General features: G+C 60.3%; 15 protein-coding genes. 10 read left to right on the forward strand and 5 right to left on the reverse strand.

Annotated elements, in window-relative coordinates; all coding sequences use genetic code 11:
• Positions 1-127: 127 nt before the first annotated feature.
• Both MKS85_RS26905 and MKS85_RS26910 read right to left on the reverse strand, forming a co-directional pair.
• Positions 128-736, reverse strand: coding sequence for a cytochrome c (locus tag MKS85_RS26905; protein WP_047229787.1), 609 nt, complete (start codon positions 734-736; stop codon positions 128-130).
• Positions 737-782: 46 nt separating this feature from the next.
• The gene (locus MKS85_RS26910) at positions 783-1,073 is read right to left on the reverse strand and encodes a cytochrome c5 family protein (RefSeq protein WP_003196231.1); all 291 of its coding nucleotides are present in this window, start codon (positions 1,071-1,073) and stop codon (positions 783-785) included.
• A gap of 191 nt (positions 1,074-1,264) precedes the next feature.
• Between MKS85_RS26910 and yihA the strand changes: the two genes are divergently transcribed.
• On the forward strand, positions 1,265-1,906 hold the full coding sequence (gene yihA / locus MKS85_RS26915; protein ID WP_047229786.1) for a ribosome biogenesis GTP-binding protein YihA/YsxC: 642 nt from the start codon (positions 1,265-1,267) through the stop codon (positions 1,904-1,906).
• Positions 1,907-2,225: 319 nt separating this feature from the next.
• On the opposite strand, the gene polA is transcribed toward yihA, so the two are convergent.
• On the reverse strand, positions 2,226-4,994 hold the full coding sequence (gene polA, locus MKS85_RS26920; RefSeq protein WP_188252217.1) for a DNA polymerase I: 2,769 nt from the start codon (positions 4,992-4,994) through the stop codon (positions 2,226-2,228).
• A 74-nt stretch (positions 4,995-5,068) separates the two neighbouring features.
• Between polA and MKS85_RS26925 the strand changes: the two genes are divergently transcribed.
• Entirely contained in the window at positions 5,069-5,356 is a 288-nt protein-coding gene (locus MKS85_RS26925) for a DUF2782 domain-containing protein (protein WP_047229784.1), read from the forward strand.
• Positions 5,357-5,416: 60 nt separating this feature from the next.
• The gene (locus MKS85_RS26930) at positions 5,417-6,367 is read left to right on the forward strand and encodes a homoserine kinase (RefSeq protein ID WP_047229783.1); all 951 of its coding nucleotides are present in this window, start codon (positions 5,417-5,419) and stop codon (positions 6,365-6,367) included.
• A 127-nt stretch (positions 6,368-6,494) separates the two neighbouring features.
• On the opposite strand, the gene znuA is transcribed toward MKS85_RS26930, so the two are convergent.
• On the reverse strand, positions 6,495-7,424 hold the full coding sequence (znuA, locus tag MKS85_RS26935) for a zinc ABC transporter substrate-binding protein ZnuA (protein WP_188252216.1): 930 nt from the start codon (positions 7,422-7,424) through the stop codon (positions 6,495-6,497).
• A gap of 66 nt (positions 7,425-7,490) precedes the next feature.
• Here znuA and zur point away from each other — a divergent pair, with 66 nt between their 5' ends.
• From zur to MKS85_RS26955, 4 genes are read left to right on the forward strand one after another with little or no spacing between them, the layout of a single operon-like run.
• The gene (zur, locus tag MKS85_RS26940; protein ID WP_047229782.1) at positions 7,491-7,973 is read left to right on the forward strand and encodes a zinc uptake transcriptional repressor Zur; all 483 of its coding nucleotides are present in this window, start codon (positions 7,491-7,493) and stop codon (positions 7,971-7,973) included.
• Positions 7,973-8,755, forward strand: a complete 783-nt coding sequence (znuC, locus tag MKS85_RS26945) for a zinc ABC transporter ATP-binding protein ZnuC (protein WP_047229781.1) — start codon at positions 7,973-7,975, stop codon at positions 8,753-8,755. Before zur ends, znuC begins: the two co-directional genes overlap by 1 nt.
• Positions 8,748-9,536 carry a zinc ABC transporter permease subunit ZnuB gene (gene znuB, locus MKS85_RS26950; protein ID WP_047229780.1) on the forward strand — a complete coding sequence of 263 codons (789 nt, stop codon included), beginning with the start codon at positions 8,748-8,750 and terminating at the stop codon, positions 9,534-9,536. The genes znuC and znuB overlap by 8 nt, the downstream gene beginning before the upstream one ends.
• Before the next feature lie 37 nt (positions 9,537-9,573).
• Positions 9,574-10,287, forward strand: coding sequence for a PA5502 family lipoprotein (locus tag MKS85_RS26955; RefSeq protein ID WP_160891453.1), 714 nt, complete (start codon positions 9,574-9,576; stop codon positions 10,285-10,287).
• A gap of 116 nt (positions 10,288-10,403) precedes the next feature.
• Here the strand turns inward: MKS85_RS26955 and katE are convergent, their stop codons facing one another.
• Complete coding sequence (gene katE / locus MKS85_RS26960) at positions 10,404-12,542, reverse strand: catalase HPII (protein ID WP_047229778.1); 2,139 nt, start codon at positions 12,540-12,542, stop codon at positions 10,404-10,406.
• A 265-nt stretch (positions 12,543-12,807) separates the two neighbouring features.
• On the opposite strand from katE, the gene MKS85_RS26965 reads away from it, so the two are divergent.
• The 3 genes from MKS85_RS26965 (at position 12,808) to MKS85_RS26975 (ending at position 15,342) form a co-directional block, all read left to right on the forward strand.
• Positions 12,808-13,815 (forward strand): methionine ABC transporter ATP-binding protein, encoded by a 1,008-nt coding sequence (locus MKS85_RS26965; RefSeq protein ID WP_047229777.1) that lies wholly within the window; start codon positions 12,808-12,810, stop codon positions 13,813-13,815.
• Positions 13,815-14,489: a methionine ABC transporter permease gene (locus MKS85_RS26970; protein WP_047229776.1), complete on the forward strand. Its 675-nt coding sequence runs from the start codon at positions 13,815-13,817 to the stop codon at positions 14,487-14,489. The genes MKS85_RS26965 and MKS85_RS26970 overlap by 1 nt, the downstream gene beginning before the upstream one ends.
• A 79-nt stretch (positions 14,490-14,568) precedes the next feature.
• Positions 14,569-15,342 carry a MetQ/NlpA family ABC transporter substrate-binding protein gene (locus MKS85_RS26975; protein WP_188252215.1) on the forward strand — a complete coding sequence of 258 codons (774 nt, stop codon included), beginning with the start codon at positions 14,569-14,571 and terminating at the stop codon, positions 15,340-15,342.
• Positions 15,343-15,481 lie beyond the last annotated feature (139 nt).

The following is a 15,481-nucleotide window of genomic DNA, read 5'->3' on the forward strand; positions in this document are numbered from 1 at the left end:
GCTAGTGTAACGGTAGCGGCCACAAAAAAGGGCGGCCAAAGCCACCCTTTTGATGTTCGCATCGACAGATTAATCGAGCGTTAACGTTGCAAGAGATGTAAACCCTCACAACGCCCGGCCAACGGTCTTAGTGCAGGCCCTGAATGTAGCTGGCCACCGCCGCGATCTCTTCGTCGCTCAGCTTGCGGGCAATGGTGCGCATCATCGCCTCGCCATCATTGTTACGACCGTCTGCTTCCTTGCGGAAGTCAGTCAGCTGCTTGGCAATGTACTGAGCGTGCTGGCCCCCAAGGTGCGGGAAGCCGGCCGCTGCGTTACCTTTGCCGTCAGGCGAGTGGCAACCGGTGCAAGCTGGAAGCCCCTTTTCCAGGTTGCCTCCGCGAAACAGCGCTTCACCACGTGCGACCAGTTTTGGATCGGCGGCGCCAACGCTGCCCTTCTGGCTGGCGAAATAAGCCGCCATGTCCGCCAGGTCCTGATCGTTCAGGTTGGTCAGCAGGCCGGTCATTTCCAGCACGACACGCTTGCCGTCCTTGATGTCCTTCAACTGCTTGGTCAGGTAACGCTCGCCCTGGCCCGCCAGTTTCGGAAAGTTTGGTGCCATGCTGTTGCCATCCGGACCATGGCAGGCCCCACATACGGCGGCTTTCGCCTGGCCGGCGGCGGCATCGCCAGCGGCATGGGCTACGCCGGATATCCCCAATGTCAACAGCAGACTCACGATCAGTTTGTTCATCAGCTAATCCAACTACGGCTAAGGGTTAAAGAGTTATGGACCGGGTTTACTCGCTCATCCACTGGATGATGGCTCGGTAATCCTCGGCACTGCAGTCCATGCACAAACCACGCGGCGGCATCGCCTTGAAACCCTGGGTCACGTGTTGCACCAGCGTCTCCATACCTTTCGCCAACCTCGGCGTCCAAGCTTCCTGATCACCCTTGCGGGGTGCCATGGGGAGTTGGCCGGAATGACAGGCACCACAAACACGGTTGTACACAGCTTCCGGATCCTGTGTAGCCTGAGCGCTGTAAAGCGGCATCAAGACACCGGCAGCTAGCAGCCATTTCGTCATAAAACGACCTTTTCAGGGTTGAGAGCGAGCTGCGTTCTAGTGCGCAATTTCAGTCGGTCGCTCCCGTGAGCTTCATCCTACGCTGGGACAAAGCGCACACAAAATCTGCGGCATTATATACTGGCGTCACTGAAACGGAAACGACACAGCTTGCCGCGTCCATTCCCGACGCCACCCACATCGGAAATCCCATGCAACTGAAGAACCCCATCCTCGGCCTGTGCCAACAGTCCACCTTCATGCTTAGCGCCGCCAAAGTCGATCAATGCCCCGACGATGAAGGCTTTGAAGTGGCTTTCGCCGGGCGTTCCAACGCCGGTAAATCCAGCGCACTGAACACCCTGACCCATGCAAGCCTGGCGCGCACCTCGAAAACCCCGGGTCGCACGCAGCTCTTGAACTTCTTCAAGCTAGACGATGAACGCCGTTTGGTCGACCTGCCCGGTTACGGCTACGCGAAAGTCCCCATCCCGCTCAAACAACACTGGCAGCGCCATCTAGAAGCCTACCTGGGCAGCCGCGAGAGTTTGAAAGGCTTGATTCTGATGATGGACATCCGCCATCCGATGACCGACTTCGATCTGCTGATGCTCGACTGGGCTGTCGCCAGCGGTATGCCGATGCACATCCTGCTGACCAAGGCAGACAAGCTCACCTACGGCGCAGCCAAGAACACCCTGCTCAAAGTGCAGTCGGAAATCCGCAAGGGGTGGGGCGAGACGATCACCATCCAGTTGTTCTCGGCGCCCAAGCGCATGGGCCTGGAAGAGGCCTACACTGTATTGGCCGACTGGATGGAATTGGCAGACAAGGGCAGCGAAGAGGCGGAATAAGCCAAATCGCGGGCAAAAAAAACCCCGGACTTCGTATGGGGAGGGGGAAGTTCGGGGTCCAAGTTCCGGACCGCTAGGGCGGGGTCCAGATATCTGCCAACACTTAACACAACATAGGAGCATTGAAGGGCTTCACCAGCCTTTCAGAAACTCTGAGTAGCAATTCACGGTTTTAGTTCAGATTATTTTTGGAAATAACCTTAGGAATTTTCCGAACTAATGAGGCCAGGATTCGATTTGGCGAGGGGATTTCCCTCGCCACAGGGCCTACCATATCCCCCTGACCCACACAGGTCCCCGCAATTTCAGCAGTTGAGACTCAGTGCGCCTCATCCCAGTTATTGCCCACGCCCACTTCCACCAGGAGCGGCACATCCAGCATGGCGGCGGCGCTCATGTGCTGGCGTATTTCCTCGCGCACCTGGTCGACCAGATCCTCGCGCACCTCCAGCACCAATTCGTCGTGGACCTGCAGGATGACCTTGGCATCCAGCCCCGACGCAGTCAGCCAGCGATCCACCGCCACCATGGCTTTCTTGATGATATCTGCCGCAGTGCCCTGCATCGGCGCGTTGATGGCCGTGCGTTCTGCGCCTTTGCGCAAAGCCGGATTTTTCGCGTTGATATCCGGCAGGTACAACCGACGCCCGAAAATGGTTTCGACGTAACCTTGCTCGGCTGCCTGGGCACGGGTGCGCTCCATGTAGGCCAGTACGCCTGGGTAGCGGGCAAAGTAGCGGTCGATGTAAGCCTGGGACTGCTTGCGATCCACACCGATCTGCTTGGCCAGACCGAAAGCACTCATGCCGTAGATCAGGCCGAAGTTGATCGCCTTGGCGCTGCGGCGCTGGTCATGAGTGACGGCGTCCAGCTCTACGCCGAAAACCTCGGCGGCGGTGGCCCGGTGCACATCCAGATTATTGCGGAAGGCGTGGAGCAGGCCTTCATCCTTGGCCAGGTGCGCCATGATCCGCAGTTCGATCTGCGAGTAGTCCGCCGCCAGCAGCTTGTAGCCTTTCGGCGCAACGAACGCCTGACGAATCCTGCGGCCTTCGGCGGTGCGAATCGGAATGTTCTGCAGGTTGGGGTCGATCGAGGACAGCCGCCCGGTAGCGGCGACGGCTTGCTGATAATTGGTATGGACGCGGCCCGTGCGGCTGTTGATCTGCTCTGGCAGGCGGTCGGTGTAGGTGCTCTTGAGCTTGCTCAGCGAGCGGTACTGCATCAATACCTTGGGCAGCGGATAATCCTGCTCGGCCAGCTCGGCCAGCACCGCTTCGGCGGTAGACGCCTGGCCCTTGGCGGTTTTGCTGAGCACCGGTAAGCCAAGTTTTTCGTAGAGGATCACCCCCAGTTGCTTGGGTGAACCCAGGTTGAATTCCTCCCCGGCGATGGCAAATGCCTCGCGCTCCAGAGCCACCAGCTTCTCGCCCAACTCGACACTCTGCACCCCCAGCAGGTTGGCATCGACCAGCGCACCCTGGCGCTCAATGCGTGCCAGGACCGGCATTAGCGGCATTTCGATTTCGTTGAGCACCTTGCCCAGACTTGGCGTGGCAGCCAGTTTTTCCTGCAAGGCCTGGTGCAGGCGGAAAGTCACGTCCGCGTCTTCGGCGGCGTAAGGGCCGGCCAGTTCCAGGGCAATCTGGTCAAAGGTCAGCTGTTTGACGCCTTTGCCGGCGATGTCCTGGATATCGGTCTTGCTTTGTCCCAGGTATTTGAGCGCCAAGCTGTCCATGTCGTGACGGGTTGCTGTGGAGTCCAGTACGTAGGACTCAAGCATGGTGTCGAAGGCAATGCCTTGCACAAGAATGCCGTTGTTTTGATCACCACCGATGGCGCAGTTGGCCAGGATGTTGGTTTCGAATTTGGCATGCTGGCCGACCTTGAGCTTGTTCGGGTTCTCCAGCAATGGCTTGAGCGCCTTGAGCACCGTGTCGCGATCCAGTTGATCCGGCACGCCCATGTAGGAATGGGTCAAGGGAACGTAGGCCGCCTCAAAGGGCGCGACGGCAAACGACAACCCTACGAGTTGCGCATGCTGGGCGTCGTTACCATTGGTTTCGGTGACGAAAGCAAACAGCGGCGCCTGTTCAAGCTTGGCGAGCCAGGCGTCGAAACGTGCCTGGTCGAGAATGATCTCGTACTTGGCCTCAGCGGCGCCGAGTTGTTCGTCGGCAGCTTCGACGATCTCCTGACCGGCACGCTTGGCATCGCGCTGGTTTTCTTCGAACCAGCTCTTGAACTCCAGCAGGGTATACAGCTCGGCGAGTTTCTCGTGATCCGGCTGGCCCATTTGCAGGTCGTCGAGACCGACATCCAACGGCACGTCGGTCTTGATGGTCGCCAGTTCGTAGGAGAGGAGGGCCATTTCCTTGTGTTCTTCGAGTTTGGCGGCCAGGGTCTTGGCGCCACGAATCGGCAAGGTGGCGACGATGTCCAGTTGCGCATACAGCTCGGTCAGGCCGCCATTGACGCCCACCAGCAGGCCGGAGGCGGTCTTCGGCCCGATGCCCGGAACACCGGGGATGTTGTCGGAAGAATCGCCCATCAATGCCAGATAATCGATGATCTGCTCCGGAGCGACGCCAAACTTCTCCTTCACGCCAGCCACGTCCAGGGCGCTACCGGTCATGGTGTTGACCAAGGTAATGTGCCCGTCGACCAGTTGCGCCATGTCTTTGTCGCCGGTGGAGATCACCACCGGACGGTCGGCTGCGGCGCTGCTGCGGGCCAGGGTGCCGATCACGTCATCGGCTTCGACGTTGTCCACGCACAGCAGCGGGAAGCCCAGGGCCTTGACGCTGGCATGCAGCGGCTCAATCTGCACGCGCATGTCGTCGGGCATGCTGGGGCGGTTGGCCTTGTATTCGGCGTACAGCTCATCGCGAAAGGTCCCACCCTTGGCATCGAACACCACGGCGAACGGGCTGTCCGGATACTGTTTGCGCAGGCTCTTGAGCATGTTCAGCACGCCCTTGACCGCGCCTGTCGGCAGGCCTTTGGAGGTGGTCAGCGGTGGTAGCGCGTGAAAGGCGCGATAAAGATAAGAAGAACCGTCCACCAGGACGAGGGGGGCTTGGCTCATGAGCAGGATCAACCTTTTCGGCGGGTCCGGGGCTAGAATAGCGGGACCGTTGACGACAAAGGGACAAGGTTATCATGCGTACACTAAATCGCCTGTTACTGGCTGGCTTGTTTGCAATCACCCCGCTGGCCGTCATGGCGGCGGACGACGCCCCCTCGGCGGACCCGGATGTCACCATCCGCACCGAAGGCGATAGGACCATTCAGGAGTACCGGCAAAACGGCTTTCTGTACGCGATCAAGGTCACGCCCAAGAACGGCAAGCCTTATTTCCTGGTCCGTGCCGATGGCAGCGACGGGAATTTCATCCGCTCGGATCAGCCGGATATGCTGATTCCATCGTGGAAAATCTTTGAGTGGTAATACCGCTCTCGACTTCAACCGGCGCTCGCTGATGGGCGCCCGTACTGGCAGTTTTTAACCATGTCTGTGTTCACTCCCCTGGCTCGGCCCGAGCTGGAAACCTTTCTCGCCCCTTATGGGCTCGGCCGCCTGCTTGATTTCCAGGGGATCGCCGCCGGCAGCGAAAACACCAATTTTTTTATCAGCCTGGAGCAGGGTGAATTTGTCCTGACCCTGGTGGAACGCGGCCCGGTGCAGGAAATGCCGTTCTTCATCGAGCTGTTGGATGTGCTGCATGACGCCGACCTGCCGGTGCCTTACGCCTTGCGTACCACCGACGGCATTGCGCTGCGAGAACTGGCTGGCAAGCCGGCGCTGCTGCAACCGCGCCTGGCCGGCAAGCACATCAAGCAGGCCAACGCACAGCATTGCGCCCAGGTGGGGGAGTTGCTGGCCCATCTGCACCTGGCGACCAAGGACAACATGATCAAGCGCAAGACCGATCGCGGCCTGGACTGGATGCAGGAGGAGGGCGCGAAGCTGTTGTCGCACCTGGATACCGAACCCCGCCGGTTGCTGGAGGCTGCGCTGGATGAAATCGCCCAACAGAAGGTAAAAATTCTGGCGCTGCCCCGGGCCAACATCCACGCGGACCTGTTCCGCGACAATGCGATGTTCGAGGGCACACACCTGACCGGGCTGATCGACTTCTATAACGCCTGCTCCGGGCCCATGCTGTATGACGTTGCCATCGCCCTGAACGACTGGTGTTCGGATGACAACGGTGTGCTCGATGGCCCACGGACGCGGGCCTTGTTGGGGGCTTATGCGGCGCTGCGCCCATTCACCGCTGCCGAGGCCGAGTCATGGCCGACGATGCTGCGCGTGGCATGCGTGCGCTTCTGGCTGTCGCGGTTGATCGCCGCCGAGTCTTTTGCCGGGCAGGATGTACTGATCCACGATCCGATGGAGTTTCAGCAACGCCTGGCGCAGCGGCAGACGGTCAGTGCGATGTTGCCGTTCGCCCTCTGACGCAACTGAATGCCTCTGTGGCGAGGAAGCTTGCTCCCGCTGGGGTGCGCAGCAGCCCTAAGATTTTGCGGTCGCTGCGCAACCGAGCGGGAGCAAGCTCCCTCGCCACAGGGTTTGCGCTCGGCAGTTATAGCGACTCCAGGCACCCCGCCAGATCATTCCCCAACTTCTCCAGCAAGTGCTCATACCCTTGCGCCGTCGCAGGGGTATAGCCGCCCAGCGCATCCAGCTCCGCCAATTTCACCGGTAACCCGGCCACCAGGGTTTCGGCCAGGCGCGGGCGCAGGGGCGGTTCGCTGAAGACGCACGTCTTGCCCACGGCCTGCAAGCGATTGCGCATCGCCGCCACGTGTTGGGCGCCGGGCTGGACTTCGGTGGCCACGGCAAAAACTCCGGCGTGCTTGAGGCCGTAGTGGTCTTCGAAATAGTCGAACGCTTCGTGGAACACGAAATACGGCTTGCCCGCGACGCCGGCCAGACGGGTCTTCAAACGCGCATCCAGCGCATCGAGACGCTGGTTGAAACCCTTGAGGTTGCTTTGATAGCGGCTGGCATTGGCCGGATCGGCCGCGCTCAGGTCGGCAGCCATCTTGGCGGCAATCACCCGGGCATTGGTTGGCGAGAGCCACAGATGGGCATCGATGGTACCGGGGCGATGGTCGTGATCATGCTCATCGGCGCCATGCTCATCTTCGGCGTGGGAATGACTGTCCTGGGCGAAGTGACGCAACTTGAGCCCCGGCACATCCTGCACCGCGACGGACGGCAACGTACGACCGTTCAACACGCGCGGCAGGAAACTTTCCATGTCGGGGCCAATCCAGTAGAGCAAATCCACCGACTGCACCTTCCGTACGTCGGAAGGCCGCAGGGCGTAATGGTGAGGTGAAGCGCCGGGCGGCAGCAGGACCTCAGGAACCGCCACGCCGTCCTGCACCGCGGCGGCAATCAGTTGCAATGGCTTGATGCTGGTAAGCACTTTGACTTCGGCCTGGGCCGGGCCGATCAGCAGAAAACTGGCGACAAAAGCGACAAAGATCGAAAAATTTCGGGACACGATGACCACTCGAAGAGGCGAGAACGGGTAACATAATAACGTCTCTCACTAAAATCGTCGCTGCCCATGCCTATTACGCCCCTTGCCAGTCGTCCCCATGACCATTCTCACTGCGTGCACACCGCGCTGTCCGAGGCCGACGCCATCTGCGCGCGCCAAGGGTTGCGCCTGACCGCTTTGCGTCGACGCGTGCTGGAGCTGGTCTGGCAAAGCCACAAGCCGCTGGGCGCCTACGACATACTCGCGGTGCTCAGTGAGCAGGACGGCCGCCGCGCCGCGCCGCCCACGGTTTATCGGGCGCTGGATTTCCTGCTGGAAAACGGCCTGGTGCATCGCATCTCGTCGTTGAATGCCTTTGTTGGCTGCAATCATCCGGAACACGCGCACCAGGGCCAGTTCCTGATCTGTCGCGAATGCCACGCAGCTATCGAGCTGGAGCAGAAGTCCATCAGCGATGCCATCGTTGCCAGCGCCAAAGAAGTGGGTTTCGTGGTTGATACCCAGACCGTCGAAGTGGTCGGGCTCTGCTCCGGTTGCCAGGGGGCCTGATGAGCAATGCGTTGATCCGTCTCGAGCACGTAGGCGTGACGTTCGCCGGCCAGAGCGTGCTGGATAATATTCACCTGAGCGTCGAGCCGGGGCAGATCGTCACCCTGATCGGCCCCAACGGCGCCGGCAAGACGACCCTGGTGCGTGCCGTGCTGGGGTTGCTCAAACCCGACAGCGGCAGCGTCTGGCGCAAGCCGAAGCTGCGGGTCGGTTACATGCCGCAAAAGCTTCATGTCGACCCGACGCTGCCCCTGTCGGTACTGCGCTTCTTGCGCCTGGTGCCTGGCGTGGATCGCGCACGGGCCCTGGCGGCGCTCAACGAAGTCGGTGCCGAACAGGTGATCGACAGTCCGGTACAAAGTGTTTCCGGCGGTGAAATGCAGCGCGTGTTGCTGGCTCGCGCTCTGCTGCGCGAACCCGAGTTGCTGGTGCTCGACGAGCCCGTGCAAGGGGTCGACGTGGCCGGTCAGGCCGAGCTGTACAGCCTGATCACCCGCCTGCGCGACCGTCACCGCTGCGGCGTGCTGATGGTTTCCCATGACCTTCACCTGGTCATGAGCACCACTGACCAGGTGGTCTGCCTCAATCGCCACGTCTGCTGTTCCGGGCATCCCGAGCAGGTCAGCGGCGATCCGGCATTCGTCGAACTGTTCGGAAAGAACGCACAAAGCCTGGCGATTTATCACCACCATCACGACCACGCCCATGACCTGCATGGTTCGGTGGTCAGCGACTCGTCTGTTACTACCCATGTTCATGGAGATGGCTGCAAGCATGGCTGATTTTCTGTTGTACGCCCTGCTCGCAGGCTTGGCCCTCGCGATGGTGGCCGGCCCCCTGGGCTCGTTCGTGGTCTGGCGGCGCATGGCCTATTTCGGCGATACCTTGTCCCACGCGGCCTTGCTGGGTGTGGCCCTGGGCTTTTTGCTGGACGTCAGCCCCGCAGTGGCGGTGACCGTCGGCTGCCTGTTGCTGGCGGTGCTGCTGGTGACGCTGCAACAGCGTCAACCGCTGGCGTCCGACACGCTGCTGGGCATTCTGGCGCCCAGCACCCTGTCTCTCGGGCTGGTGGTACTAAGCTTCATGCATGACGTGCGGATTGATCTGATGGCCTACCTGTTTGGTGATCTGCTTGCCATCAGCCCCATGGATCTTTCGTGGATCCTGGGTGGCAGCGCGGCCGTCCTGCTGCTGCTGGTAGCGCTCTGGCGCCCGTTGCTGGCGGTTACTGTGCATGAGGAACTGGCGCGGGTCGAAGGCTTGCCCGTGGTGGGTTTGCGGCTGGCGTTGATGCTGTTGATTGCGGTGGTCATTGCCGTGGCGATGAAAATCGTCGGTGTATTGCTGATTACTTCTTTGCTGATTATCCCGGCGGCCGCAGCACAGCGGCACGCCCGCTCCCCGGAGCAGATGGCCCTGGGCGCGAGCCTGCTGGGCATGCTCGCAGTATGCGGCGGGCTGGCGCTATCGTGGTTCAAGGACACCCCGGCCGGGCCGTCGATTGTGGTCAGCGCCGCCGCGCTATTTCTGCTGAGTTTTGTCCTGCCCCGCCGAGGGGTGTAGACTTGCTCGCTTTTTGCGCAAATAGAGAGTCGCAGGAATGAAGCCGTTCGCCTCCCGTTATCTGCTCCTTGTCGCATTTTCCCTGCTGCTGGGCGCCTGCCAGAGTTCGCCGCCAGTCGCCGAAGCCCCCGACACCCGGGGCCCGGCCCTCGTGCAGTTTGAACAAAGTCTGGCCGGCAATGAGCTGGCCACTGCTGAAGACCAACTGGCCGCCTTGCAGGCCCAGTCGCCGGAAGACCCGGCGCTGGAACCCTACCAACGGCAACTGGCCGAGGCGTATCTGCGCCGCAGCCAAATTGACCTGCAAAAAGGCGATGTAAACGCCGCCGCCACCGCCCTGAGCCGAGCCCGAGCCTTGATGCCCAAGGCGCCGGCGCTCTCCGGTGAGGTCAACAGCGCCATTGCCGAGGCCCGCAAGGTCGAGCTGGAAAAAGCCGAGGCCGCCCTCAAGGCCGCCGAAGCCAAACCGGTCGCCAAAGTGATCGACCCGAGTGCTGAAAGCACGACAGTTGCGCTGAATATCGGCGATATCCAGAAAATGCGTCGACAACTGGATGCCATTGCCGCCGACGTGGTGAATTTTCAATGTGACGTCAGCATCCAGGCGCCGCGCACCGACGATTATCCGTGGTTGGCGACTTTGCTGACCAAGCGGGTCAAGAAACTGGACCCGGGGTTTGATTTGAAACTGCAGAAGCAGATTCTGCGTAACGTGCCAGCGCAAATGGTGCTGACACCGCGCAATCCTTAAAAAGCATCGCGAGCAAGCTCGCTCCCACAGTGGTTTTGTGTCGATCACAAAGCCTCATGTGGGAGCGAGCCTGCTCGCGATAGCGTCCTACCAACAAAAGCTATGTCAGCCGCCCATCAAGCCGGAATCGCCTTGGCCTTAGGCTCCCGCGCCCACACCCGATGTTGGGCAATAGCGTCGAAGAATGCCGGGAACTGGCTGGCATCCGCGTCGGGAATCAGCCCCGCATCCGCCTCCAGCTTCAACAGCACCAGCAATTGCCGGGCCTCGCCGTTGAGCGCGATGGCTTTCAGGTGCTTGTAGGCTTCCAGTACGTAATGCAACGCCACACCGTCCGCACTCAAGGCTTTGATCGATTCCGCGCCACCTGGGACGAACACCGCATCAAAGGCAATGGACGGCATACCTTCCATGGACGCATCCACCGGCAGCTTTTGCCCAGCGGCTGTGGTGACCGGTGCGGAGGTTGGCCCCAGCACTTTGGCGTGAGCCCCCTTGGCTTCCAGGGCTTGCTTGAGCGCATCGATAATCGCTCCATCGACACCGTTGGCCACCAGCACAGCCACCTTACGGGTCTTGATGTCCCCGGACAGCAGGTTCGCCTGACTCAAGGCGGGGGATTGTTCCAACGAAGGTTTCGGTACGTCCACGGTGCAGGCGGTCGGTGCTGGCAGCCCGAGGTTTATTGCCACCCGCTCGGCCAACTTCAGATCAATGTTGGCGAGGATTTCATTGACCTGTCGTGCCCGAATGAACTCCCGCTCCACCTTGCCCAGTTCGAAACTGTAGGCGGCGATGATGTGTTCCTGCTCGTGGGGGCTCATGCTGTTGTAGAACAGCCGCGCTTGGGAAAAGTGATCGCCAAACGACTCGCTGCGTTGACGAATCTTGTGGGCATCAATGCGCTCTGGATAACTTTCGAAGCCGCCGTCCTGCGGGCCGGGCGGGGTTTCCTTCGGCCAGCCGCCATCGATGGAGTTCGGCTCGTAGGAAGCGCGGCCCTTGTCGATGGTGGTGCGGTGCATGGCGTCACGCTGGCCGTTATGCACCGGAGTAATCGCCCGGTTGATCGGCAGCTCATGAAAATTCGGCCCACCGAGTCGGCTGATTTGCGTATCGGTGTAGGAAAACAGCCGGCCTTGCAGCAGCGGATCATTGGTGAAATCGATGCCCGGCACGATATGCCCAGGGCAGAACGCGACTTGCTCGACCTCGGCAAAGAAGTTATCCGGGTTGCGGTTCAATACCATCTTGCCCAGGGGCGTGATAGGAACGAGCTCTTCGGGAATGAGCTTGGTGGGGTCGAGGAGGTCGAAGTCGAACTTATGCTCGTCTTCCTCGGGGACAATTTGTACGCCAAATTCCCATTCCGGGTAGTCCCCCATCTCGATCGACTCCCAAAGATCGCGACGGTGGTAGTCGGTATCTTTACCGGCGAGCTTCTGCGCTTCGTCCCACACCAGCGAACAGGTGCCGACTGTGGGGCGCCAGTGGAATTTGACGAAGCTGCTCCGGCCCTCGGCGTTGATCATGCGGAAGGTGTGTACGCCGAAACCCTGCATGGACCGCAGGCTTTTGGGAATGGCCCTGTCAGACATGGCCCAAATCACCATATGGGCCGACTCCGGCACCAGCGAGACAAAATCCCAGAAGGTGTCGTGGGCCGAACCGCCCGTAGGAATTTCATTGTGGGGTTCGGGTTTCACCGCATGGACGAAGTCTGGAAACTTCACCGCATCCTGGATGAAAAACACCGGCATGTTGTTGCCCACCAGGTCGAAGTTGCCTTCGTCGGTAAAGAACTTCACCGCAAAGCCCCGCACATCTCGCACGGTGTCGCCGGATCCTCGTGGACCTTGCACCGTGGAAAAACGCACAAATACCGGCGTTTTTTTGCTCGGATCCTGTAGGAAACCAGCCTTGGTCAGCGCCGAATGCGCTTCATAACTCTGAAAGTAGCCATGGGCGCCGGTGCCGCGGGCGTGGACAATACGCTCCGGGATGCGCTCATGGTCAAAGTGCGTGATCTTCTCACGCATGATGAAGTCTTCCAGCAACGAAGGCCCGCGCGCCCCGACCCGGAGGGTGTTCTGGTTGTCGGCAATCTTCACGCCCTGATTGGTGCGTAGCGCCTGCTCGGTGGCGTCGGAGCGAAACTGTTCCAGGCTTTCAAGCTTGGCATTGGTGTTGCCGCGATCCAGCGTGTCGGTCCCGGCCAGTTGGCTTTCGGTGCCGGTGGGCTTGTTGGTACTCATCAGACATAACTCCTCGTTGCGATCCCCGCCGTGGCCAGGACTCTTGAGTTCGATGCCGCAGGCACGGTACCCGGGCATTTTCGAGTTGCTTAGTGAGTGACCGATACCGGTTCGCCGCGTTCCTTTTTTATGTCCTTTGATCGCCTTATTGCCAAATGGCTGGTTCAATCGCAAATAAATGCTAAGAACCTCTATACGGACAGGCTAAAATGCGCGCCCGGCTAACCGCTGATCCTTTTCCAACGCGCCCCACAAGGTTCGCTACGTGATCGAGTTTCAAAACGTCCATAAAACCTACCGGGTCGCCGGTAGGGATATCCCCGCCCTGCACCCGACCAGTCTGACGATTGAGAACGGTCAGGTCTTCGGCCTGATTGGCCATTCCGGTGCGGGAAAAAGTACCCTGTTGCGCCTAATCAATCGCCTGGAAGACTCCAGCGGCGGCAAGATCATCGTCGACGGCGAGGAAGTCACTGCCCTGGACGCCGGCGGCTTGCGGCGTTTCCGTCAGCAGGTCGGGATGATTTTCCAGCACTTCAATTTGCTGGCGTCCAAGACCGTGGCCGACAACGTGGCGCTGCCACTGACGCTGGCGGGTGAATTGTCCCGCAGCGAAATCGACCAGCGCGTCGCCGAATTGCTAGCGCGGGTGGGCTTGTCCGACCACGCCAAAAAATACCCGGCGCAGTTGTCCGGTGGCCAGAAGCAGCGCGTCGGCATCGCCCGCGCCCTGGCGACCAAGCCCAAGATCCTGCTGTGCGACGAAGCCACCAGCGCACTGGACCCACAAACCACCGCATCGGTGTTGCAACTGCTGGCGGAAATCAACCGCGAGCTGAAGCTGACCATCGTGCTGATCACCCATGAAATGGACGTGATCCGCCGCGTCTGCGATGAAGTGGCGGTGATGGACGCCGGCGTGATCGTCGAGCAAGGACCCGTGGCAGAGGTCTTCTTGCATCCCAAGCACCCGACCACCAAGCGTTTCGTCCAGGAAGACGAGCAGATCGACGAAAGCGAACAGCGCGACGACTTTGCCCACGTACCAGGGCGCATCGTGCGCCTGACGTTCCAAGGCGAAGCGACCTACGCGCCATTGCTCGGCACCGTCGCCCGGGAAACCGGCGTGGACTACAGCATTCTGGCCGGTCGTATCGACCGCATCAAAGACACTCCCTACGGGCAACTGACCCTCGCCGTCACCGGCGGTGACATGGAGGCGGCATTCGCCCGCTTCACCGCGGCTGACGTCCACATGGAGGTGCTGCGCTGATGGAACTGTTGAATTCATTCTTCGCCAACATCGATTGGCTGGAAATCTGGCTGGCGACCGGCGACACCCTGCTGATGCTCTTTGGCTCGCTGCTTTTCACCGTGCTACTCGGCCTGCCGCTGGGCGTGTTGTTATTCCTCTGCAGCCCGCGCCAGTTGCTCGAAGCCCGCGGCGTTTATGCGCTGCTGTCGCTGATCGTCAACATCTTGCGCTCGCTGCCGTTCATCATCCTGTTGATCGTGATGATCCCGTTCACGGTATTGATCACCGGCACCTCCCTGGGCGTGGCCGGCGCGATTCCGCCACTGGTGGTCGGCGCAACACCCTTCTTCGCCCGCTTGGTGGAAACCGCCTTGCGCGAAGTCGATCGCGGCATCATCGAAGCGACCCAGGCCATGGGCGCGACCACGCGGCAGATCATCGTCAACGCCTTGCTGCCGGAAGCCCGTCCAGGCATTTTTGCCGCGATTACGGTGACAGCGATTACGCTGGTGTCCTACACGGCCATGGCCGGTGTGGTCGGTGCCGGTGGTTTGGGTGACCTGGCGATCCGTTTCGGTTACCAGCGCTTCCAGACCGATGTGATGGTGGTCACGGTGGTGTTGCTGCTGGTGCTGGTCCAGGTCCTGCAAACCGTGGGCGACAAACTGGTTGTGCATTTCTCTAGAAAGTAAGGCCTCGCGGCCAATAAACCATGAGCCGGCCATTCGCTGGCAGGCGCCAAGAGCGGGCGCCCCACAAGGAGTTAGCTGAATGAAAAAACTACTGGTTGCCTTCGCTGCCGCCGCAGCATTTTCCGCCCACGCCGCCGAGACCCTGACCGTCGCGGCGACACCGGTGCCGCACGCGGAAATCCTCGAATTCGTCAAACCGGCCCTGGCCAAAGAAGGCGTCGACCTCAAGGTCAAAGTCTTCACCGACTACATCCAGCCGAACGTACAGGTCGCGGAAAAGCGCCTGGACGCCAACTTCTTCCAGCACCAGCCGTACCTGGATGAGTTCAACAAAGCCAAGGGCACCCACCTGGTGAGTGTGACCGGCGTGCACCTGGAACCTTTGGGCGCGTACTCCAGCAAGTTCAAGACACTGGCAGAAGTGCCAGGCGGTGCCAACGTGGTCATCCCTAACGACGCCACCAACGGCGGCCGTGCGCTGTTGCTGCTGGCGAAGCACGGGGTGATCACGCTGAAGGATTCCAACAACATCCTGTCGACGACCAAGGACATCACCGAGAACCCGAAAGACCTGAAGTTCCGTGAGCTGGAAGCCGCGACCATTCCACGGGTGCTGACTCAGGTAGATCTGGCGTTGATCAATACCAACTATGCGTTGGAGGCCAAGCTTGATCCGTCCAAGGATGCGTTGGTGATTGAAGGTAACGACTCGCCGTATGTGAATATTCTGGTTGCCCGTGAGGACGACAAGAACAGTGAGGCGATGAAGAAGCTGGCGGCAGCGCTGCATACGCCGGAAGTGAAGGCTTTTATTCTTGAGAAGTACAAAGGGGCGGTTTTGCCGGCGTTTTGATCTGATCGGGTGGTAAAAAAAAACGGGGCTGCGCGGGAATGCAGGCCCGCTTTTTTGCTCGGAAATACGGCGTTACGGAAAGGCCCTCAAGATCATGGGCATTCATCAAACTTGATTGACATAGTGTTTGTTCCGCAAT

Origin of the sequence: Pseudomonas sp. JL2 (assembly GCF_031570495.1) — a bacterium.
Lineage (GTDB): Bacteria > Pseudomonadota > Gammaproteobacteria > Pseudomonadales > Pseudomonadaceae > Aquipseudomonas > Aquipseudomonas rhizophila.

Bases quoted from the DNA above. Each gene is read 5' to 3' on its own strand.
- MKS85_RS26905 (WP_047229787.1), bottom strand. From the start codon at position 736: ATGAACAAACTGATCGTGAGTCTGCTGTTGACATTGGGGATATCCGGC.
- MKS85_RS26910 (WP_003196231.1), bottom strand. From the start codon at position 1,073: ATGACGAAATGGCTGCTAGCTGCCGGTGTCTTGATGCCGCTTTACAGC.
- yihA (WP_047229786.1), top strand. From the start codon at position 1,265: ATGCAACTGAAGAACCCCATCCTCGGCCTGTGCCAACAGTCCACCTTC.
- polA (WP_188252217.1), bottom strand. From the start codon at position 4,994: ATGAGCCAAGCCCCCCTCGTCCTGGTGGACGGTTCTTCTTATCTTTAT.
- MKS85_RS26925 (WP_047229784.1), top strand. From the start codon at position 5,069: ATGCGTACACTAAATCGCCTGTTACTGGCTGGCTTGTTTGCAATCACC.
- MKS85_RS26930 (WP_047229783.1), top strand. From the start codon at position 5,417: ATGTCTGTGTTCACTCCCCTGGCTCGGCCCGAGCTGGAAACCTTTCTC.
- zur (WP_047229782.1), top strand. From the start codon at position 7,491: ATGCCTATTACGCCCCTTGCCAGTCGTCCCCATGACCATTCTCACTGC.
- znuC (WP_047229781.1), top strand. From the start codon at position 7,973: ATGAGCAATGCGTTGATCCGTCTCGAGCACGTAGGCGTGACGTTCGCC.
- znuB (WP_047229780.1), top strand. From the start codon at position 8,748: ATGGCTGATTTTCTGTTGTACGCCCTGCTCGCAGGCTTGGCCCTCGCG.
- MKS85_RS26955 (WP_160891453.1), top strand. From the start codon at position 9,574: ATGAAGCCGTTCGCCTCCCGTTATCTGCTCCTTGTCGCATTTTCCCTG.
- katE (WP_047229778.1), bottom strand. From the start codon at position 12,542: ATGAGTACCAACAAGCCCACCGGCACCGAAAGCCAACTGGCCGGGACC.
- MKS85_RS26970 (WP_047229776.1), top strand. From the start codon at position 13,815: ATGGAACTGTTGAATTCATTCTTCGCCAACATCGATTGGCTGGAAATC.
- MKS85_RS26975 (WP_188252215.1), top strand. From the start codon at position 14,569: ATGAAAAAACTACTGGTTGCCTTCGCTGCCGCCGCAGCATTTTCCGCC.